This is a genomic window from Plantibacter sp. AC185 (assembly GCF_979258065.1).
On sequence record NZ_OZ409831.1, the window covers coordinates 2,818,527 to 2,837,688 of the forward strand.

At 69.7% G+C, this 19,162-nt stretch carries 18 protein-coding genes and 1 pseudogene; 13 read left to right on the top strand and 6 right to left on the bottom strand.

Features of this window, described 5'->3' with window-relative positions; translation table 11 throughout:
* Window positions 1-30: 30 nt before the first annotated feature.
* The gene (locus tag ACZZZB_RS13355) at window positions 31-705 is read right to left on the bottom strand and encodes a M15 family metallopeptidase (protein WP_463529940.1); all 675 of its coding nucleotides are present in this window, start codon (window positions 703-705) and stop codon (window positions 31-33) included.
* A 197-nt stretch (window positions 706-902) separates the two neighbouring features.
* Here ACZZZB_RS13355 and ACZZZB_RS13360 point away from each other — a divergent pair, with 197 nt between their 5' ends.
* Both ACZZZB_RS13360 and ACZZZB_RS13365 read left to right on the top strand, forming a co-directional pair.
* Window positions 903-1,628: a response regulator transcription factor gene (locus ACZZZB_RS13360; protein WP_463529941.1), complete on the top strand. Its 726-nt coding sequence runs from the start codon at window positions 903-905 to the stop codon at window positions 1,626-1,628.
* Window positions 1,625-2,779, top strand: a complete 1,155-nt coding sequence (locus ACZZZB_RS13365) for a sensor histidine kinase (protein WP_463529942.1) — start codon at window positions 1,625-1,627, stop codon at window positions 2,777-2,779. The genes ACZZZB_RS13360 and ACZZZB_RS13365 overlap by 4 nt, the downstream gene beginning before the upstream one ends.
* Before the next feature lie 79 nt (window positions 2,780-2,858).
* On the opposite strand, the gene ACZZZB_RS13370 is transcribed toward ACZZZB_RS13365, so the two are convergent.
* From ACZZZB_RS13370 to ACZZZB_RS13380, 3 genes are all read right to left on the bottom strand, one after another.
* Window positions 2,859-3,311 (bottom strand): hypothetical protein, encoded by a 453-nt coding sequence (locus ACZZZB_RS13370; RefSeq protein WP_463529943.1) that lies wholly within the window; start codon window positions 3,309-3,311, stop codon window positions 2,859-2,861.
* A gap of 184 nt (window positions 3,312-3,495) precedes the next feature.
* On the bottom strand, window positions 3,496-4,563 hold the full coding sequence (locus tag ACZZZB_RS13375; protein ID WP_463529944.1) for a hypothetical protein: 1,068 nt from the start codon (window positions 4,561-4,563) through the stop codon (window positions 3,496-3,498).
* 93 nt (window positions 4,564-4,656) lie between these two features.
* Window positions 4,657-5,328, bottom strand: coding sequence for a FadR/GntR family transcriptional regulator (locus ACZZZB_RS13380; RefSeq protein ID WP_064295672.1), 672 nt, complete (start codon window positions 5,326-5,328; stop codon window positions 4,657-4,659).
* A gap of 280 nt (window positions 5,329-5,608) precedes the next feature.
* Between ACZZZB_RS13380 and ACZZZB_RS13385 the strand changes: the two genes are divergently transcribed.
* The 4 genes and pseudogenes from ACZZZB_RS13385 to ACZZZB_RS13400 all read left to right on the top strand — a co-directional run bounded on the left by ACZZZB_RS13385 (window position 5,609) and on the right by ACZZZB_RS13400 (window position 10,585).
* Entirely contained in the window at window positions 5,609-6,643 is a 1,035-nt protein-coding gene (locus ACZZZB_RS13385; protein ID WP_079706592.1) for a sugar ABC transporter substrate-binding protein, read from the top strand.
* Between the two features lie 95 nt (window positions 6,644-6,738).
* A pseudogene (locus tag ACZZZB_RS13390) lies at window positions 6,739-7,980 on the top strand (sugar ABC transporter ATP-binding protein); the annotation flags it as partial.
* Between the two features lie 503 nt (window positions 7,981-8,483).
* Window positions 8,484-9,497: an ABC transporter permease gene (locus ACZZZB_RS13395; protein WP_463529945.1), complete on the top strand. Its 1,014-nt coding sequence runs from the start codon at window positions 8,484-8,486 to the stop codon at window positions 9,495-9,497.
* Window positions 9,494-10,585, top strand: coding sequence for an ABC transporter permease (locus ACZZZB_RS13400; protein WP_463529946.1), 1,092 nt, complete (start codon window positions 9,494-9,496; stop codon window positions 10,583-10,585). The genes ACZZZB_RS13395 and ACZZZB_RS13400 overlap by 4 nt, the downstream gene beginning before the upstream one ends.
* Window positions 10,586-10,766: 181 nt before the next feature.
* Here ACZZZB_RS13400 and ACZZZB_RS13405 read toward each other — a convergent pair whose 3' ends face one another.
* Window positions 10,767-12,758, bottom strand: coding sequence for an aldo/keto reductase (locus ACZZZB_RS13405; RefSeq protein WP_463529947.1), 1,992 nt, complete (start codon window positions 12,756-12,758; stop codon window positions 10,767-10,769).
* A gap of 96 nt (window positions 12,759-12,854) precedes the next feature.
* On the opposite strand from ACZZZB_RS13405, the gene ACZZZB_RS13410 reads away from it, so the two are divergent.
* From ACZZZB_RS13410 to msrA, 3 genes are all read left to right on the top strand, one after another.
* Window positions 12,855-13,961, top strand: coding sequence for a LacI family DNA-binding transcriptional regulator (locus ACZZZB_RS13410; RefSeq protein WP_079706597.1), 1,107 nt, complete (start codon window positions 12,855-12,857; stop codon window positions 13,959-13,961).
* Between the two features lie 82 nt (window positions 13,962-14,043).
* The gene (locus ACZZZB_RS13415) at window positions 14,044-14,691 is read left to right on the top strand and encodes an MOSC domain-containing protein (protein ID WP_463529948.1); all 648 of its coding nucleotides are present in this window, start codon (window positions 14,044-14,046) and stop codon (window positions 14,689-14,691) included.
* A 150-nt stretch (window positions 14,692-14,841) separates the two neighbouring features.
* A complete protein-coding gene (gene msrA / locus ACZZZB_RS13420) occupies window positions 14,842-15,390 on the top strand; it encodes a peptide-methionine (S)-S-oxide reductase MsrA (RefSeq protein WP_079706599.1) in 549 nt (182 codons plus the stop codon).
* A gap of 75 nt (window positions 15,391-15,465) precedes the next feature.
* Here msrA and ACZZZB_RS13425 read toward each other — a convergent pair whose 3' ends face one another.
* Window positions 15,466-15,675: a hypothetical protein gene (locus ACZZZB_RS13425; protein ID WP_124767435.1), complete on the bottom strand. Its 210-nt coding sequence runs from the start codon at window positions 15,673-15,675 to the stop codon at window positions 15,466-15,468.
* Window positions 15,676-15,895: 220 nt separating this feature from the next.
* Here ACZZZB_RS13425 and ACZZZB_RS13430 point away from each other — a divergent pair, with 220 nt between their 5' ends.
* The 4 genes from ACZZZB_RS13430 to ACZZZB_RS13445 all read left to right on the top strand — a co-directional run bounded on the left by ACZZZB_RS13430 (window position 15,896) and on the right by ACZZZB_RS13445 (window position 19,097).
* Window positions 15,896-16,117, top strand: coding sequence for a hypothetical protein (locus ACZZZB_RS13430; RefSeq protein ID WP_463529949.1), 222 nt, complete (start codon window positions 15,896-15,898; stop codon window positions 16,115-16,117).
* A 114-nt stretch (window positions 16,118-16,231) separates the two neighbouring features.
* Window positions 16,232-16,927: an LON peptidase substrate-binding domain-containing protein gene (locus ACZZZB_RS13435; protein WP_228501933.1), complete on the top strand. Its 696-nt coding sequence runs from the start codon at window positions 16,232-16,234 to the stop codon at window positions 16,925-16,927.
* Window positions 16,928-17,162: 235 nt separating this feature from the next.
* Window positions 17,163-18,116 (top strand): sugar phosphate isomerase/epimerase family protein, encoded by a 954-nt coding sequence (locus ACZZZB_RS13440; protein ID WP_463529950.1) that lies wholly within the window; start codon window positions 17,163-17,165, stop codon window positions 18,114-18,116.
* Window positions 18,117-18,143: 27 nt separating this feature from the next.
* Complete coding sequence (locus ACZZZB_RS13445; RefSeq protein WP_192006007.1) at window positions 18,144-19,097, top strand: 3-hydroxyacyl-CoA dehydrogenase family protein; 954 nt, start codon at window positions 18,144-18,146, stop codon at window positions 19,095-19,097.
* The last annotated feature ends 65 nt before the right edge of the window (window positions 19,098-19,162 follow it).

Genomic DNA, 19,162 nt, shown 5'->3' on the forward strand with positions numbered 1-19,162 from the left:
CGGCGGTAGCAGCTGGTCGCGGCACCGACCTCATCCGGCGTCGGGCAGCAGTTCCGGGCACTCGCCTCCGGGGACGGTGGCCAACTCGAAGTGCCAGATCTCGTTCGCGTAGGTCTGGCAGAGGCCGTAGTCGGCGCCGTGCTCGATGAGCCAGTAGTCGGCGTCGGTCGCACCGATGTCGACGGCCGCCCCGCGCGTGTGCGAGGAGCCGTCGGGCGTGGCGACGTACTGCCGGGCGGCCGCCTCGCTGCCGTACTGGAGGATCGCCTCGTCGAGCAGGTGCTGCTGGTACGCCGTGCTCCGCCAGCCGGAGCTCACGTACAGCGCGATGTCGTCCTGCGCTGCTGCGTCGGTCGCCTGCTGGACGGCCTCCAGGAGGTCCGCATCGAGGTTCGCGATTGCCGGGAGATCGGTGTCGTAGGCCGAGTACCGGTTCTCCTCCAACACGCCGTCCTCGGCCCCGAACTCGCCATCCGTCGTGGTCGTGGTTCCGGCACCCGTGTCTCCGGACGGCCGCTCGGCCAGCGCGGTGATCCCGCGGGTGATGGTCGGCGCGACGCCCGTGCACGCGGCCAGGGCGATCGCGGCGGTGAGGGCGACGGCCGTGGCGGCGAGGATGACGACGGCTCGGTTGGAGCCTCTGCGGGCGACGGTGCTCCGTCGACCCTGGTGGCGGTGCGGCTGCTGCTGGATGTCGTGGTGCATGGTTCCTCCTCGGTCGGTCGTCGGTGTTCGGCACGCGACGACCAGGCCCCCAGTCCAGCTCGACGGTGGTTGCGCGAGCGTCGGCCGATCACCAGACGGTTCCGAAACACCGCGCCGCCTACGATCGACACGACGCCCATCGCGGGCGCCGGAGCGACGCCTTCGACGCGTCGTCCGTCCCGAACACCGGAGGTCCCATGCGTGTCCTGATCGCCGAGGACGAGCAGTACCTCGCCGAGAGCATCCTCGAGGGCCTGCAGCACGAGGGGCTCGCCGCCGACCTCGTGTTCGACGGTGACGCCGCGCTCGAGCGGCTCGCCGTCAACGCCTACGACGTCGTGGTGCTCGACCGCGACCTCCCTGGCACGCACGGCGACGACGTCTGCCGCTGGATCATCGCCCAGGAGCTGCCCTGCCGGGTGCTCATGCTCACCGCTGCCGCCGACCTCGACGACAAGGAGAGCGGCTTCGAGATCGGCGCCGACGACTACCTGACGAAGCCGTTCGAGCTACGCGAGCTCGTCCTCCGGCTCCGGTCGTTGGCGCGTCGACCCAAGGCGTCGCTCCCGCCCGTCCTCGAGTACGCCGGTGTGCGGCTCGACCCGTTCCGCCGCGAGGTGTACCGCAACGGCCGGTACGTGCGTCTGGCGAAGAAGCAGTTCGCGGTGCTGGAGATCCTGCTCGCGGCCAAGGGTGGCGTCGTGAGTGCCGAGGAGCTGCTCGAGCGCGCCTGGGATGAGCACGCCGACCCGTTCACGAACGCCGTGCGGGTGACGATGTCGACGCTCCGGAAAGTGCTCGGCGAGCCGTGGATCATCCACACCGTGCCGGCCGTCGGCTACCGGGTCCTCCCGCCAGGTGAGACTCCCGCTGAGACGAGCGGCGCGGACGCCGACGACGAGGACGACGAGGTGGGCGCATGACCGCCGCTCCGGGCGTCGGTGACATCGCCCGGCCGACGTGGGTGACGGCGCGCGTCAAACTCACCGCGACCTACGCGGCCTTCACCGTCGTGACGGGACTCATCGCGCTCATCGTCATCAACGTCATCATCTGGCGGTTCCCCAGCTATCCGCTCGCGCCCGCCGACGACAGTCGACAGATCTCCGCGATCTCCCGCGGCGAGATCCGCGACTCGCTCATCAACTACTCGATGCTCGCACTCATCGCGATGGCCGTGATCGGCACTGGCGTCGGCTGGATCGTCGCCGGACGGGTCCTGCGGCCGCTGCACGATCTCAATGCGGCCGTGCGCGCGGCGGCGGAGGGCTCGCTCGACCACCGCATCGCGATGACGGGCCGCCGCGATGAGTTCCGCGAGCTCGCCGACCGCTTCGACGACATGCTCGCGCGCCTCGAGCAGTCGTTCCTGACGCAGAAGCGGTTCGCGGCCAACGCCTCGCACGAGCTGCGGACGCCGCTTGCGACGATGAAGATGCTCATCGAGGTCGCCCAGGCCGACCCGGAGGGCCGCGACGTCGACCGCGCGTTGCGGCGGCTGCACGAGACGAACGAGCGGGGGATCGCGATCGTCGAGGCGCTCCTGCAGCTGAACCAGCTCGATCGCCGACCGCTCGTGGCCTCGCCCGTCGACCTTGCGGCGGTGGCTCGCGACGCGTCGCAGCTCATCTCGCCGGAGGCCGCCGACGCCGGGGTCACGATCTCGTCGACCCTTCGGAGCGCATCCGTGCGCGGCAACCGCGTGCTCCTCCAGCAGCTGTTGACGAACCTGCTGTCGAACGCCGTGCGATACAACAGCGGTGCGGACGGTTGGGTCTCGGTGTGGGTCGGACCCGACCCGCAATCGCCGGGACGCGCCGTCGTCGTGGTCAGCAACTCGGGGCCGCTGCTCGACGAGGCCGAGGTGGCGCGGTTCGTGGAGCCGTTCGACCGGCGGGACGCCCGGATGGCGCGGGCTGCCGGTCGCGATCGGGGGAACGGTCTCGGGCTGACCCTGGGCGCCCGCATCGTGGAGCTGCACGGCGGGTCGCTGCGGCTGGCGCCGTTGCCGGCGGGTGGGCTCGAAGTGGCGGTGCTGTTGCCGGCTCACGACGCCGACCCGGCCGGAGCCTGACCGCGGAACGACGGAACCTGGAACGACGGAACGGCCGACCGATCACGGGATCGGTCGGCCGTTCCGGCTGGTGCGGCGGTCACTGCACGGCGCAGTCCCTGGCCTCATCGAACAGGTCCTCCGGCAGGTCCCACACCCCGTTCGCATCCGGGTCCGGGACGTCGAACCCCTGGTCACGCAGGCACTGGGCGCGGAGCCGGAGCTCGTCGGAGATCTCCGCCCTGCTGGGCTGATCGGGGTTCGCGGGCGGCGGGCCGAGCTCGTCGGCGCAGGCGTCGTAGGCCGTGTTCATCGCCTCGCCACCGTCGAGGGTGATCGCGGTGCCGGGTTCCGGGTCCTCGACGTCGAACCCCTGGTCGCGCAGGCAGCCGGCGAGGGAGATGGTGTAGTCGTCGAACGCCTCGGCGTAGGAGTCGACGGTCGACGGCGATCCACCACTCGACGGGGCTCCCGTGGATCCGGAGCAGGCGGTGAGCCCCAGCATGAGGGCGAGGACGGGGACGGCGAAGCCGATGGCTGTGGGTCGGCGCATGGATGGACCTTTCTGACGGGTGACCGGTGTCGGTCACCTGGCCATCCCATCAACCGGCCTGTTCCGTCCTCGTCTCCCGATCACCAGACGTTCCCAACACCCACCCCTGCCCGCGAACTGTCACAAACCGCTAGTCCCGCCCCTCCGGACTAGCAGCAAGTGACAGTTCGCGGGCAGGGGAGGGTCAGTTCATGCGTGTGACGATCCAGACGATCAGCGTTCCGACGATGAACGCGATGGGGATCCATGTGCCGGATCGTCGCAACCTGCGGCCGGGCGGAGCGACGCCCGGCGGCGGGGTGAGCAGTCCGATCGCGGGTGGGCCGGCCTGAGCGCCGGGTGCCAGCGGGTGCTCCGGAGCTCCGGACGTCTGCGGCTGCAAGCGGTCGTCCCGCCACCGAGCCCACTGGTCCAATTTCGTCATCAGCGCGTCGACGATGCTGAACAGCCAGGCCCAGGTGTCGGGATCGAGGGTCGACACCTCCCGTTTCGTGTAGAGGAACAGCCAGTCGTCGATGATCTCGACGTCGAGCTCGGCGGCGTGGTCGATGAACCGCGCCATGATGTCCGGCGTGAACAGATAGAGCGCGTCGCGTTCGTAGCCTTCGGGGCAGTAGAGCGTGAAGTGCCGGTCGAAGTCCCCTTCCAGGGAGAGTCGCTGGCCCCGTTGGAACGCTGCCGGGAGGTTCGAGCCGAATCCGTTGTTGCCGATCGCATCGAGCACGATGTTCGGCAGGGGGACGTCGAGCTTCACCGCGACGTATCCCCAGTGGTGGGTCGTCGAACGCTTCCCGTGACGGACCGTGTACCGGTAGTTGCCGAACTCCACGGCGCGGGCACGACCACCCCGCAGCACGTCGGTCGACTGCCGCGACGATCCGATCCCGAAGATCATGCCGGGGAACGGCGGGTGGCTGAGGTCTGCGGTGTAGGTCATCCCGTTGGCCGCGGCGAACTGGGAGAGACGGAAGCGCTTGATGCGCCTCGTCCGCCAGGAGAGGACCGCGACCACTGCGACGGCGGCGGCCGCGAGGAGTCCGATCCCGAGCAGCGGTGTCGGGCCGGAGCCGCCCCGTGAGGGCGTGGGCAGCGTTCCCAACAGGACGAACCCGCCGACGGTGACCACGACGATCCCCGCGATCAGGCCGATGAGCAGCCGGGCGGACGGCGCGCGATGGTACGAGGGCGCCTTCGCCATGGCGTCACGGTCGATGGGGTCGATGAGCGCTCGGGTGTCGATCGTGCCGTCCATCCCCTCACGCTACCTGCCCGCGAACTGTCACCAACTGCTGGTCCGGGCGGCTCGGACGAGCAGCAAGTGACAGTTCGCGGGCAGGGGGAGGGGTTACATCGAACGGCGGAGCCAGCTTTCGACACCGGAGACATGGACCGTGACCAGCGCGCGGGTGAGTTCGGTGTCGCGCTTCTCGAGGGCGTCGACGATCGCGTGGTGCTCCTGGAGGGTGCGGGCGACGGCCTTCTCCTCGGTGAGGCCGCGCCAGATGCGCGCCCGGACCGTCTTGCTGCCGAGCGCGGCGAGCAGACTCGCGAGGTAGGCGTTGCCACTCAGCTCGATCACGCGGGCGTGGAACTGCAGGTCGTGCGCGACGAGGTCCTCGACCGTCGTGGACTCGTCGACCTCGTCGACCATGCTGCGCAGCTCGGCGATCCGCTCGTCGTCGAGGTGCTGGATCGCCATCACCGACGCGGAGGGTTCGAGGATGCGGCGCACCTCGAACATCTCGATGAGGGAGGCGTCGGCGTGCATGTCGATGACGAACGACATCGCCTCGTGCAGCAGGCTCGGCTCGAGCGTCGTGACGTAGGTGCCGTCGCCGCGACGGACGTCGAGCACCCGGATGAGCTCCAACGCCTTCACCGCCTCGCGGAGGGAACTGCGGGAGAGTCCCAGGGTCTCGCTGAGCTCCTTCTCCGGAGGGAGGCGCTGGCCGGGGGTGAGGTCGCCGGCGACGATCATCGCCTGGATCCGCGCGATCGCCTCGTCCGTGACTGCCATGCGACCCCCTGCTCGAGCGAGACGGTCACGTGGAACACCGCCTCGCGCCATGATACATCCGACGTTTCCACGGGCCGCACCCCGACCAGGCTCCACGCAACGCCGACACCGGGCACCTTGTGTTACGTCAGGTTGAGCGCCCTCTCGCGGCCCGTCCGATCACTCCCTACTGTTGCTGCAACCCGACGTCCCGGTGCGCCCCGATCGCTCCGACAGCGGACGCCGGCACGCTCCACCACCCCCTGCACCGTCCCGCACCCCACCGTCATCTGGAGTCCCCATGCGTCGTCGATCGCGCCTCGCGCTGTCTCTTGTCACCCTGGCCGTCGTGGCCGGCCTGGCCACCGGTTGTTCGCTCAAGCAGTCCTCGTCCAGCGAGTCGACGAGCGGCGCCGCTGCCAGCTCGGCCGCCTCAGACGTGGACGTCCCCTCGCTCAAGGGCAAGACCGTCGGCGTCGCCGCCAAGGACGTCGTCCGCGACTTCGGCCGCCTCACCTACCAGGGTGTGCAGGACCGCCTGGAGGAGCTCGGCGCCAAGGTCGTCGCCACCCAGGCCGACGCACAGGACGACAAGCACCTGGCCAACGTCGAGAACCTCGTCTCACAGAAGGTCGACGCGATCGTCGTCATCCTCGGCGACGCGACCACGCTCGCCCCGGCGCTGCAGCAGGCGAAGGACGCCGACATCCCGGTCTTCACGATCGACCACGCCAGCGAGAACTCGGTGAACAACATCGGTTCCGACAACTGGCAGATCGGCTCCACCCTCGCCCGCACCCTCGCCGAGGACATCGGCGGGAAAGGCAAGGTGCTCGTCTTCAACGGCTTCTACGACGTCACCCCCTGCCAGATCCGCTACGACGAGTTCAAGCTCGTGCTGAAGAACTACCCGAACATCGAGATCATCGAGCCCGAGCTGCAGGACATCTACGAGGGCACCATCGAGGACGCCAAGCAGAAGACGAACGATGCGCTCACCCGCTACCCCAAGGGCGAGATCTCGGCCGTGTGGTCGTGCTGGGACCTCCCGGCGATCGGTGCCTCCCAGGCCATCGACGCGGCGGGCCGCGACGAGATCAAGGTCTACGGCGTCGACGCCGAGCCCGGAGCGCTCGACCTCATCCAGGACCCCGACTCGGTGTACCAGTTCACGGTCGCGCAGCAGCCGACCCTGTTCGGGACGACGAGCGCGAACAACGTCGCCCTGTACCTCGGGGGCAAGCAGGACGAGGTGCCGCTGAGCACCTACCTCGACGCCGTGTTCATCGACAAGGCGAACGTCGCCGACGAGCGCAAGCGACTCGGCCTGGAATGACGCACGACACCTCGATCGACGGTCAGGCCGCCCAGCGCTCGCTGGGCGGTCGGCCCGGTGCCGCCACGGCCGAAGCCTCGGCTCCCGCCGTGAGTATGCGTGGCATCGCGAAGGACTTCGGCGGCGTCCGGGTGCTGGACGACGTCGACCTCGAGGTGCACCCCGGCGAGGTCGTCGCGCTCGTCGGCGAGAACGGCGCGGGCAAGTCGACGCTCATCAAGATCCTCACCGGCCTCTACACGGCGAGCGAGGGCACCATCGAGATCGACGGTGAACCGGTCGTCATCCGCAACCCGGGCGACGCCGAACGCCTCGGTGTCCGCGTCATCCACCAGGACCGCCACCTGGCCGGTCGGCTCACGGTCGCGGAGCAGCTGTTCCTCGGCTCGCGCTCCGCGTTCCTCACCGGCCGGCAGCTCGACCGGCGCGCCGAGCGGGAGCTGCTCGACCTCGTCGGGCTGGACGTGCCGGGCAAGACCCTCGTCGACGAGCTGAGTGTCGCCGAGCAGCAACTCCTGCAGCTCGCGATCGCGACGATCACGCGCCCACGGGTCCTCGTGCTCGACGAACCCACCGCACCGCTCGCCGCCGGCGACGTCGAGCGGCTGTTCCGCACCGTCCGGACGCTGCAGAGCCAGGGTGTCGCCGTCATCTACATCTCCCACTACCTGCAGGAGGTGCGCGACATCGCGTCCCGCGTCGTGGTCCTCCGGAACGGTGAACGCGTCGGTGCGCTCGACCTCGCCGATCCCGACGCGACCCTCGACGCCATCGTCCAGCTCATGGTGGGGCGGAGCGTCGAGGAGTTCGGCGACCGGGAACGGATCGCCGCCGAGGCCAGCGCTGAACCGGTCCTCGCGATCGACGGACTGACGGTCCCGGAACGGCTGCACGGCATCTCGATCGCCGTCCGCCCGGGCGAGATCGTGGGCGTCACGGGTCTCGTCGGCTCGGGCCTCGAGGAACTGGCCGACGCGGTCACCGGCTTGCGCGCGCACGGCGGAACCGTGCGACTCGGCCGGGCGACCATCCGCTCGCCGCGGGCCTTCGTCCGGGCCGGTGGGGCGCACGTGCCGGCGAACCGTCACCGCGACGGCATCCTGAACCGGCAGTCCGTCCGCGAGAACCTCACGCTCGCAGCCCTCGATCGCATCACCGGCCTCGGTGGCATCCTGCGCGGCCGACGCGAGCGGGAGATCGCCGCCGACCTCGTCACGCGACTCGACGTCCGGCCCGCGAACGACACCGCGGTGGCCGGAAGCCTCTCCGGCGGCAACCAGCAGAAGGTCGTGCTCGGTCGGTGGCTCGCGGCCGGGTCGACCGTGTTCGTGCTCGACCAGCCGACCTCCGGCGTCGACATCGGGTCGCGTCAACAGATCTACGCGGAGATCGACGCGCTCGTCGCGCAGGGCGCCGGCGTCCTGCTCGTGAGTGTCGACCTCGAGGAACTGATCGGGCTCGCCGACCGCGTCCTCGTGCTGTACCGCGGGACGATCCGGACCGAGCTGCCCCGATCGCAGGCGACCGCCGACACGATCCTCGCCTGGTCGACGGGCGCCGCCGAGGTCGCCTCCACGCCGTCGGCCCCCTCGGTCCCGCCGGTCCCTGAGCTTGTCGAAGGGCATGAACCGCTTGTCGAAGGGCATGAACCGCTTGTCGAAGGGCATGAACCGCTTGTCGACGGGCCCACCTCGTCAACCGATGCGGATTCTGACAAATCAACCGCCCCGGTCCCTGAGCTTGTCGAAGGGCCCACGTCGTCTACGCAGGCTGATCCCCCGAGGTCTGCCCCGTCGGCAGGCCCTGGAGGCGGCACACTGCCCAGCAGAGGAGCCTCCGCATGACCGCCCTCTCCGCTCCACCCGCTGCGCCCTCGGCCGCGGCGGAGTCTACGACGAAGCGTCGCCCGGTCTCCCGGTTGGGACTCATCGGCTACGCGATCGTCGTCATCGAGGTCGTCGTCTTCGCGGTCGCCTCGCCCGGCTTCCTCGACCCGGCCAACCTCGCGACGATCCTCACCCAGTCGGCCGTCTACGCGATCGCGGCCTTCGGCCTGTCCATCGTCGTCGTCACGGGCGGTGAGGACGTCGTCCGCGGCGGCATCGACCTCTCCATCGGCGCGGTCCTCGGCTTCTCCGGTGCCCTCGTCGCAGTGCTCCTGCAGGCCGAGCTCGGTCTGCCGCTCGCGCTGCTCATCGGGCTCGGTGCCGCGGCGGTCATCGGGCTCGTGAACGGTCTCGTCGTCGTCGCCGGGATCCGCCCGCTCCTCGTCACGCTCGCGATGATGAGCATCGTCACGAGTCTCACCATCGTCATCACGAACAACGTGAAGGTGCCGGTCTCCGACGCCGGGCTGGTCTGGTTGCGGAGCGGACACGTCGTCGGTGTCCCAGCCGCGGTCGTCGTGCTCCTGCTCGTCTTCGCGGTCGTCGCCTTCGCCACCGGGCGCACCAGCTGGGGCGTGAAGAACGCCGCGGTCGGGCAGAACCCGACGGCCGCTCGGGTGGCCGGCATCGACGTCAACCGCCACATCGTCGTCAGCTACGTGCTCGCGGCGGTCCTCGCAGGGATCGCGGGCGTCCTCATGACCAGTCGGTTGTCCGCTGCACTGCCGGGGATCGGCGAGCAGTCGCTCATCGACATCCTCCTCGCGACGTTCCTGTCCATCGCGTTCTCCCGTCGGCTCGTCGTCACGATCACGGGGACGCTGTTCAGCGCCGTGTTCGTCGCGATCCTCACCAACGGCTTCAGCCAGCTCGGCGTCCCGAGCCAGTGGATCGGCATCACCAAGGGTGTGCTGATCCTGCTGGTCCTCGCGGTCGCCGCGATCCGCGAACGGAGCGTCAAGCGATGAGTGTCGACACGCGCACGCAGTCCTCCGCCACCACCGGCGTCTCCGTCCCGAACGCCGGATCGGCTGGACCGGGAGGCGGCGACGACAAGCGTCCCGGCGGCCCGCTCTCGAGGCTGACGGTCCGTGGCCTCGGTGCCTCGGTCCCGCAGGCGCTCGCCCCCGCGGTGCTGGCGGTGCTGCTCATCGTGTTCGCGGTGCTGTCGCCGTCGTTCCTCACCGCCGACAACCTGCTCGGGGTGCTCAACCAGAACGCGCTCCTCCTGCTCGCGGCCGTCGCGATGACGGTCGTCGTCCGCGCCGGTGGCATCGACCTCTCGATCGGTGTCGCCATCGACCTCGCGGCGCTCACCGCGTCGGCGCTCCTGGCCGACGACTACGTGGCCTGGGTGGCGATCGTCGGCGGTCTGGTCGTCGGCCTGCTCGTCGGGGCCGTGAACGCGTTCCTCATCGTGGTGCTGCGCATCCGGCCGTTCCTGGCGACGCTCAGCGTCTGGTTCATCGGCGGTGGCGTGCAGCAGGTCGCGACCGACGGTGGGTCACCCATCTATCTGTCGCGCAGCAGTGTGCCGGACGAGTTCGCGTGGCTGGGTGCCGGCACCGTGCTCGGTGTCGCCGCGCCGATCGTCGTCGCCGTGCTCGTGCTGATCATCGTCTGGGCCGCGCTCGAACGGAGTCGCTGGGGTCGGGTGCTGACCGCGGCGGGGGAGCAGCCGACGGCGACCCGGATCTCCGGTCGGCTGGCGGGGACGTCGATGGCGACGGCGTTCATCTTCGCCGCCGGGATCGCTGCCATCGCGGGGCTGATCCTGGCCTCGCGGAGCCAGGGCTTCGTCGCCAATAGCGGTCAGCTCTACGTGCTCGACTCCATCGGTGCGGTGTTCATCGGGACGACGCTGAGCCGGACCGGGCGGCCGAACCTCTTCGGGACGCTTGTCGGTGTGCTCATCTTCGCGCTGCTGACGAACGGGATGAACCTCATCGGGCTGTCCTTCTACTGGCAAGGTCTCGCCCGCGGTGTCGTCCTCATCCTGATCCTGCTCCTCGGAGTCCTCCTGGCGCGCGACCGGTCCCGCAAACGCCTCACCTGACGCCCATCCGATTCCCGCTGTGGTGGTGTGGCCGGGCCAGCGCGGTGCGCTGACGCGAGGAGGAGTGACTCGGCGCGAGCGCGCCCCGCACGCGTGAGCGCGGGCCTCTGGAGACCCGCGCTCACGTGCATGACCCGCGGTCACGCCAGCGCACCGCGCTGGCGTCACCCGAGGGAACGGATCAGACCCGGAGGTCGAGCCAGGCGACCTGCTCCGGGGTCAGCTTCAGGGAGAGGGCGTCGGTCGACGAACGGGTCTCCTCGACGGACCGCGGCCCGATGAGGGCGAAGGTCGGGAAGTCCTGCGCCAGGACGTACGCCAGGGCGATCGCCGTCGGCGCGACCCCCAGCTCCGAGCCGAGCTGACGCGCACGGGCCAGCCGCTCGAAGTTGTCGTCGCTGTAGTAGCAGCGCACGAGGTCCGGGTCCGACAGGTCCTCGGGCTCGGCACGCCCGGTGAAGAAGCCGCGCGCTTGCGACGACCACGGCAGCAGCGGCGTCTTCGTCTCCTCGAGCCACGCGCGGCTCGTCGGATCCGTCACCTCCACGCAACCGGCCCACGGCACGTCGAGTGCGCGAGCGAGCCCGAAGTGGTTGCTCAGCGCCGCGAACCCCCGCTTCCCGTTGGCCGCCGCATAGGCGTTCGCCTCCTCGAACCGCTCGATCGACCAGTTGGAGCCACCGAACGCACGGATGCGACCGGCGTCGGCGTGCTCGTTCAGCACGTCGACGAACTCGCCCACCGGCACCTCCACGTTGTCGCGGTGCATCAGGTACAGGTCGAGGTGGTCGGTGCCGAGACGGTCGAGGCTCTCGAACAGCTGCCGGGAGATCGACTCCGGGTCGCAGAACGGTGTGTGCGCACCCTTGCCGATCACCACGACGTCGTCGCGGAGACCCCGGTTGGCGAGCCAGCGTCCGAGCAGCTGCTCCTGGAGCCCGTCGCCGTACAGCCAGGCCGTGTCGAAGGCGTTGCCGCCGCGCTCGAAGAAGTCGTCGAACATCGCCGACGCGTGCGACAGGGTCTGCTGGTTGTCGACGCCCATGATGAGGCGCGAGATGTCGTGGTCGATGCCCGCGATGCGACCGGTCGGCATCGGGAGCTCAGCGCGCACGGCGAGCGGCCGACCGGAACCGGTCGGAATGTCGGTGTCGATCGACTCGAACGGGTACTCGAGGCCGATCGCCTCACGCCACCGGTCGAGGGTCGCGAGGTTGCCGAGCGAGTCCGCCCAACGCATCTGCGGCGCCTGGCCCGCGTCGGCGAACGTCGCGACCGCATCTGCCTGGATCGCGTACTGCGGCGCCCCGGGGATGTGGATCGACTCGGTGCCCGAGATGGTGCGGACCTCGATCGTCGAACCGTCCTCGACCGACGGCAGCCACGGGTCGGACACGATGAGCTGGCCCGTCGAGCCCGTTACGACGACGCGGTTGTCGTCCTGCACGCGCACGCCGCTCGTGACGTGCGCCGTGATGCCCGAGGGGAAGACGAGCGACGCGCTGGCCCACTCGTCGACGCCGGTGGAACCGATGGTGCCGTTCCCGGTGACCTCCGTCGGGTCGGCGAACGGTGCACCCACGGCGGCACCGGCGATGAGCCGCGAGATGGAGACGGGGTAGCCGCCGACGTCGAGGATGCCGCCGCCCGCCAGCTCCGGGTTCATGAGTCGGTGGTCGGCGGGCAGATCTGCGGCGAATGCGAACGACGCTTCGATGTGCTGGACGTCGCCGATGGCACCCGACGACACGAGCTCGACGAGCTTCGCGGTCTGCGGGTGGAAGCGGTACATGAACGCCTCGGCGAGGTACACGCCGGCACGGCGGGCGGCCTCGATCGCGAGCATCGCGCCCGCCCGGTTCACCGAGAGCGGCTTCTCGCTGACGATGTGCTTGCCGGCCTCGGCCGCTTCGATCACCAGCCGGACGTGCTCCGTGTGCGGGGTCGCGATGTACACCGCGTCGACCTCGGGGTCGGCCAGCAACTCGGCGACCGAGCCGTACCCGCGGACGGGAGCCGTGCCGTCGCCGAAGCGCTCGCCGAACTCTTCGGCACGCGACGCGTCGCGACTGGCGACGGCGGTGAGTCGACCGGTGCGACTGGCGTGCAGCTCGGTCGCGAACCGTTCGGCGATCGTTCCTGGGCCGATGATTCCCCAAGCGACGTGTTCCATGTGGTGGTGCTCCTCAACGTTGATCGGCGGTGCGATGGTCTGTGGTGAACGTCACCGTGAACGTTCACGGTGTGAGCGTATCAGTACGATGTGACCATGACCAGGCCCCGCGACGATCACGCTCCGGCGCGAGCGACGATCATCGACGTCGCCCGGGTCGCCGGTGTCTCGCGCCAGACCGTGACCCGCGCACTCAACGGGATGCGCGACGTCAGCGACGCCACCAGGCAACGGGTCGTCGAGGTCGCGGCTTCGCTCAACTACCGTCCGAACCGCGCCGCGCAGCACCTGGTGAGCGGCCGGACGACGACGCTCGGACTGGTCGTCGACGACCTGCGGAACCCCTACTACCCGGAGCTCGCGGCCGCCCTCGTGCAGCAGGCGGCAGAGCGTGGATGGACCGTGTTGGTCGCCGAGGTCGGGGGAGCGGCGAACGCATCGGGCGACCGACCCGCCGCCGCGGATCGCGGACCGGACCTCCCCGACGCGGAACGTGCGCAGCTCGCCGAACTCGCGCGGCAGGTCGACGCGGTCGTCGGACGCAACGGCGCCGACCACGGAGCACTCCAGGGCGCCTTCGCCACCATCCCGTTCGTCTCCCTCGGCGACCATCGGTCAGATGAGTCCGAGGCAGGATCGAACCCGTCCGGTGCCGAGCCGACGCTGCAGGTGGCGGGCGTCGACATCGACTTCGAGGACGGGATCCGTCAGGCGCTCGCCCATTTCGTCGCGACCGGGCGCCGGTCCATCGCGATGATCGACGCCTCGGCGGAACCGTCCGGACGGCGTCTCGCGTACCGAGCGTTCCTCGAGGAGCACGGCTTGCCGTGGTCGGAGGCATCGGAGACCTGGGCGGAGGACACCCACCAGGGCGGGGTCTCGGCCGCCCTGCGGTGCCGCGCCGCGATGCCCGACGTCGACGCCGTGCTCGTCTTCAATGACGTCATGGCGGTCGGCGTGCTCAAGGGACTCGCCCGTGCCGGGGTCGGCGTGCCGGAGGACGTCGCCGTCATCGGCATCGACGGACTCGACCTCGGTCGCTTCGTCACCCCTGAGCTCACGAGCGTGGCCGTCGACAAGGGCGACATCGCACGGCACAGTCTCGAACTGCTCGACGGCATGATGTCCGGCACGCTCCCGCTCTCGGGACCGTCCGTCCGACGCTCGGTCGGTGTCTCACTCGTCATCCGCGAGTCCGCCTGAGCCGCTCCGCCTGAGCCATTCCACCCGGGCCGCACCGGCCCCGTAGTCCGGACGGGCGCGGACGACACGGCAGACTGGTCCCATGTCTGAACTCCTCGCCCTCTGTCGCGTCGAAGCCCTCCAGATGGACGACGGGTCGATCGGTGTCACCGCGATCGACAAGCGCCCGGTCGACGAGCCGCTGCACGTGCGGCCCATGGGGCTGTACGGCGACGTGCAGGCCGATCGCAAACACCACGGCGGCCTGACGAAGGCGCTCTACGCCTACGCCGAGGAGGACGCGCGGTTCTGGGAGGGCGAGCTCGGTCGGGAGATCACGCCGGGGCTGTTCGGCGAGAACCTCCGCACGCAGGGGCTCGACGTGAACGGTGCCGAGATCGGCGAACGCTGGCGGATCGGCGACACCCTCGTCGTCGAGGTGACCTGTCCGCGCACCCCGTGCGGCACCTTCCAGCGGCGCTTGGGCGAGCCCCGGTGGGTGAAGCGCTTCGCCGACGCCGCACGGCCCGGTGCTTACCTCAAGGTGGTCAAGAGTGGGACGGTGCAGGCGGGTGACCCGATCGAGATCGTCCGACAGCCCGGCCACGGCGTGACCATCGCCTCCTGGTTCGCCGCGGCGGACGAGGCGCAGGCCGTCGCCCTCGAACAGTCGGAGCAGTCGGGCGCCGTGTCGCTGGCCCCCGAGATCCACGAATCGATCAAGCAGCTCCGCCGCAAGCGGACCGTCTGAGCGCCGCCGTCGCAGCCTCACACCTGTGCGACCGCTGAGTGCAAGCCCCGGCCGGAACAGTCCGGAAGCGGACGCTGTTGCATACCATGGAGCCGAAGACCGGAGCACGCGGGGACCCCGCACGGTGCTCGGCACGAAGGAGGAGTCACGATGAGTGCAGCAGACGAGCAGAGCACGACGACCGAGCGCGCGGTGCTGGCCGGCGGATGCTTCTGGGGCATGGAAGACCTCGTCCGGAAGATGCCGGGCGTGAAGTCGACGCGCGTGGGCTACAGCGGTGGCGACGTCGCCAACGCCACCTACCGCAACCACGGCACCCACGCGGAGGCCCTCGAGGTCGTCTTCGACCCGAGCAAGCTGTCCTTCCGCGAGCTCCTGGAGTTCTTCTTCCAGATCCACGACCCGTCGACGAAGAACCGCCAGGGCAACGACGTCGGCCTGAGCTACCGCTCGGCGATCTTCTACACCTCGCCCGAGCAGGAACGCGTCGCACGCGACACGATCGCCGACGTCGACGCCTCAGGGCTCTGGCCCGGCAAGGTCGTCACCGAGGTCGAGCCGGTGTCCGAGTTCTGGGAGGCCGAGCCGGAGCACCAGGACTACCTGGAGCGCATCCCGTGGGGCTACACCTGCCACTTCGTGCGCCCGGGCTGGAAGCTCCCGCGCCGCGCCGAGGTCGCGGAGCAGGCCACCGCGTAAGTACCTTCGCAGCGCCCGTCACCTCGGTGTCGGGCGCTGTGCTGTGCGCGGCCCGGCGGGCTCAGACCGACAGGCTCAGACGCCGTCCGCGCGAGAGGAGTTGACGGCGTCGGACGCCAGTCGTGGCGCGAACCGCGGGTCGAACTGCAGCGGTGGATCGTCGGGTGACGCCAGTGACGGCTTCCCGAGGCGGACCCACTCCAGGTACTGGAGATAGGGGTCGGACCCGGCATCGACCGGCGCATCGACGATGCGCTTGCGTCCCCACGGCCACTTCCACCCCACGATCAGCATCCTACGGACGGTTCCTGAAGATCTGCGGACCATCGCGCCACGATCTCGCAACGATGCCGTCGAGGCGAGCTCGTTTCGTCTGATGGATACGGAGTTGTCCATCGGCCGTCGGTGCTGTCATGATGAAGCACGGCGGAGATAGCTAGACAGTCGAGATACTTCGAGGGGTTGTCCTGACCCGGTCGCTTCAGCTGCCGAGAGAGGTCGTTCCATGAGCTCCACCGGCAGCGAGACGTCCGAACTCCGCCGCGCCTGGGTGGAGCAGCTCACGGCCGACCGCTTCGGCGTCTTCGTCGGCGACAGCCGCGTCGGGTTCATCGACGTGGACTGGCCGCTGCACGTCGCCCTGCGCGGGACCGACTACGAGACGGCGGTCGAGGTCGATCGTGCGATCCGGTTCGATCAGGCGCTGCGTGCCGTCCTCGCCGCCTGAGTGGCTTCCGGTGTCCGGCGGCTATGATCGCAGCACGATCCGGGTGGATGATCGGCCGGGCGACACCCGGTCGGGCGACACCCGGTCGGGCCTGCGAGGCGGAGGGGGACTGACATGACCGACTCCTCCAGTGCCGAGCCGTGGGCATCCGGCCTCCCGGTCCTCGAACTGCCGATGTTCCCGCTCGGCTCCGTGCTGTTCCCGCACATGCCGCTCGCCCTGCGGCTCTTCGAGGAGCGCTACCTCACCATGCTCGCCCACCTGCTCGAGGCGGAGGATCCGGCGTTCGGGGTGGTGCTCATCGAGCGCGGGCGCGAGACGGGCGGCGGTGAACACCGGTTCCGCACCGGGACCGTGGCCGAGATCGTCGAGGTCGACGGCGGCGAGGGCTTCGTCGCGGTGATCGCCGAAGGTGGGCAGCGCTTCGAGGTGACCGACTGGTTGCCCGACGACCCGTACCCACGCGCCGAGATCCGCACGCTCGACGACCTGGAGTGGGACGAGCGCTGGGAGCAGCTGCGGGACGAGACCGAGGCGGCGGTGCGGCGCTCGCTCGCCGTGGCCAGCGAGTTCAGCGAGCAGCAGTGGGCCTCGGTCGTGGAACTCGCCGACGACCCGTTGGAGTCGTCGTGGCAGCTCGCGGGCATCGCCCCGGTGAGCGAGATCGACCAGATGCGGTTCCTCTCGGCCGGTTCGCTCGAGGAACTCCTGGTCGGTGTGCGCGATCGCGCCACCGAGGCCGGCGAAGCGTTCATCGCGGGCGGCATCGCCGACGCGGACGACGAGGACTGGGACATCCTCGGCGGCTGAGCCCCGACGTCCCACCTCGACAGGCTCGGTGACCGGCAGTGCTCGGTCACCGGGTGCGCTCGGACACCGGAAGTCCGCCTCCCGCTCCGCTGGTCGCCGAGCCTCGGCCCCTTCGCCGGTCACTGAGCCTGTCGAAGTGCCCTTGCGCATTCGTGGAAACGCTTTACTATTTCCTATAGGATCTTTTTGATCGGGAGCACCAGCCCCGAGCAGTCCTTGAGCGCAATGGAGCATCATGACGGATACGACCGCGACCGCGTCGACCCCCCGATGGACCGCCGACACCTGGCCCATCGCCACCTGCCTGCACGGCATCCCTCCCGTCAACCGCAACGGCGTGTCCCTGCATGACGCGGAACCCGAAGCCTGGGACGACCTCTTCGCGCAGGTCGCCGGCGTCGGGTTCACCCTGGCCGAACTGCCCGACAGCCACGTCCGGCCCGCCGACCTCGAACCGTCCCGTCGCGACGAGTTCCTCGCGATCGCGAAGTCGCACGGCGTCGGCGTCCCGTCCGTCCACCTGCAGCGACAGAGCGTGATCATGCCGGGCCACGAGGAGCGCAACCTCGAGTACGCGCACCGCACGATCGACGCCGCCGCCGAGTGGGGGATGCAGGTCTTCTCCACGGGCCTGCACCAGCCCTTCAACGACGCGCAGCGCAAGGCGCTGTGGTTCTGGACCGCGCAGGGCCCGAAGGACCCCGACGACCCCGAGGTCTGGAACGCCGCCGTCAGCCGCATCCGCGAGCTCGGCAAGCACGCGGCCGACGTCGGGCTGCCACTCGCCCTCGAACTCTACGAGGACACCTACCTCGGCACCGCCGACAGCGCGGTCCGGTTCGTGGAGGAGGTCGGGCTCGACAACGTCGGTCTGAACCCCGACGTCGCGAACCTCATCCGCCTGCACCGCCCGGTGGAGGACTGGCGCGAGCTGTTCGCCAAGACCCTGCCGTACGCCAACTACATGCACGTGAAGAACTACACCCGCGACGAGGCGGCCGACGGCACCTGGGCGACGTCCGTGCCCTCCACCATGGAGGCCGGGCTCATCAACTACCGCCAGGTCTTCCGCGACGCCGTCGAGCTCGGCTTCAACGGCATCATCCTGGCCGAGCACTACGGCGGCGACAGCCTCGGCATGTGCTCCACCAACCAGAAGTACATCAGGACCCTGCTGCCGCAGGCCTGATCCAGACGACCACAGGAGAGCTTCATCATGACCACACACACCATCGCCGTCGTCGGATCGGGGTACATGGGCGGCGGCATCGCCCAGGTGCTCGCGCTGTCCGGCGCCACCGTCCGCATCGCCGACATCTCCGAGGAGATCGCGCGCAAGAACTACGACCGCCTCATCGCCGAGGCCGAGCAGTTCGTCGCCGACGGACTCTTCCCCGCCGACGCCGTGGAGCGGATCCGCGCCAACGTCGCGCCCGCAGCGTCCATCGAGGAGGCTGTCACCGGAGCCGACTTCATCGAGGAGGCCGTCCCCGAGAAGATCGAGATCAAGCACGAGACCCTCCGTCGCATCAGTGCCGCCGCCTCGCCCGACGCCATCATCGGCTCGAACACCTCGACCATCCTCATCGGTTCGCTCGCCGAGGCCGTCACCAACCCGGAGCGGTTCCTCGGCGTCCACTTCTCGAACCCGGCCCCGTTCATCCCCGGCGTCGAACTCATCCCGCACGAGACCACCGCCGATGCGGCGATCGCCACCGTCGAGGAGATCGTCGCAGCGACCGGCAAGGAGACCGCCCGCGTCAAGGACGCGACGGGCTTCGTGCTCAACCGCCTGCAGTACGCGCTGTTCCACGAGGCGACGCAGCTCGTCGAGGAGGGCGTCGCGACGCCCGAGGACATCGACACGATCGTCCGCACCACCTTCGGCTTCCGGCTCCCCGTCTTCGGTCCCTTCGCGATCGCCGACATGGCCGGACTCGACGTGTACTCGTTCTGCTACGCCTCGCTCCAGACCCGGTGGCCCGAGCGGTTCGCCACGCCGGACTCCCTCAAGGAGCTCGTCGACGCCGGCAAGTTCGGCACCAAGTCGGGTGCCGGCTACCTCGACGTCCCGGCCGACCGCACGCCCGAGCTGATCGCCTACCGCAACAAGGCCTACGTCGCGATCAAGCAGCTCATGGACGAGCTCGGCCCCGCGCCCATCAACTGAGCGCGGCGCCGACCGAGCGCAGCGTCCGGCTCGATCGGACACCGACTTCACCACTCCCACGCAGA

Coding starts and splice junctions, on each gene's coding strand:
- ACZZZB_RS13355 (WP_463529940.1), bottom strand. CDS start 705: ATGCACCACGACATCCAGCAGCAGCCGCACCGCCACCAGGGTCGACGG.
- ACZZZB_RS13360 (WP_463529941.1), top strand. CDS start 903: ATGCGTGTCCTGATCGCCGAGGACGAGCAGTACCTCGCCGAGAGCATC.
- ACZZZB_RS13365 (WP_463529942.1), top strand. CDS start 1,625: ATGACCGCCGCTCCGGGCGTCGGTGACATCGCCCGGCCGACGTGGGTG.
- ACZZZB_RS13370 (WP_463529943.1), bottom strand. CDS start 3,311: ATGCGCCGACCCACAGCCATCGGCTTCGCCGTCCCCGTCCTCGCCCTC.
- ACZZZB_RS13375 (WP_463529944.1), bottom strand. CDS start 4,563: ATGGACGGCACGATCGACACCCGAGCGCTCATCGACCCCATCGACCGT.
- ACZZZB_RS13380 (WP_064295672.1), bottom strand. CDS start 5,328: ATGGCAGTCACGGACGAGGCGATCGCGCGGATCCAGGCGATGATCGTC.
- ACZZZB_RS13385 (WP_079706592.1), top strand. CDS start 5,609: ATGCGTCGTCGATCGCGCCTCGCGCTGTCTCTTGTCACCCTGGCCGTC.
- ACZZZB_RS13395 (WP_463529945.1), top strand. CDS start 8,484: ATGACCGCCCTCTCCGCTCCACCCGCTGCGCCCTCGGCCGCGGCGGAG.
- ACZZZB_RS13400 (WP_463529946.1), top strand. CDS start 9,494: ATGAGTGTCGACACGCGCACGCAGTCCTCCGCCACCACCGGCGTCTCC.
- ACZZZB_RS13405 (WP_463529947.1), bottom strand. CDS start 12,758: ATGGAACACGTCGCTTGGGGAATCATCGGCCCAGGAACGATCGCCGAA.
- ACZZZB_RS13410 (WP_079706597.1), top strand. CDS start 12,855: ATGACCAGGCCCCGCGACGATCACGCTCCGGCGCGAGCGACGATCATC.
- ACZZZB_RS13415 (WP_463529948.1), top strand. CDS start 14,044: ATGTCTGAACTCCTCGCCCTCTGTCGCGTCGAAGCCCTCCAGATGGAC.
- msrA (WP_079706599.1), top strand. CDS start 14,842: ATGAGTGCAGCAGACGAGCAGAGCACGACGACCGAGCGCGCGGTGCTG.
- ACZZZB_RS13430 (WP_463529949.1), top strand. CDS start 15,896: ATGAGCTCCACCGGCAGCGAGACGTCCGAACTCCGCCGCGCCTGGGTG.
- ACZZZB_RS13435 (WP_228501933.1), top strand. CDS start 16,232: ATGACCGACTCCTCCAGTGCCGAGCCGTGGGCATCCGGCCTCCCGGTC.
- ACZZZB_RS13440 (WP_463529950.1), top strand. CDS start 17,163: ATGACGGATACGACCGCGACCGCGTCGACCCCCCGATGGACCGCCGAC.
- ACZZZB_RS13445 (WP_192006007.1), top strand. CDS start 18,144: ATGACCACACACACCATCGCCGTCGTCGGATCGGGGTACATGGGCGGC.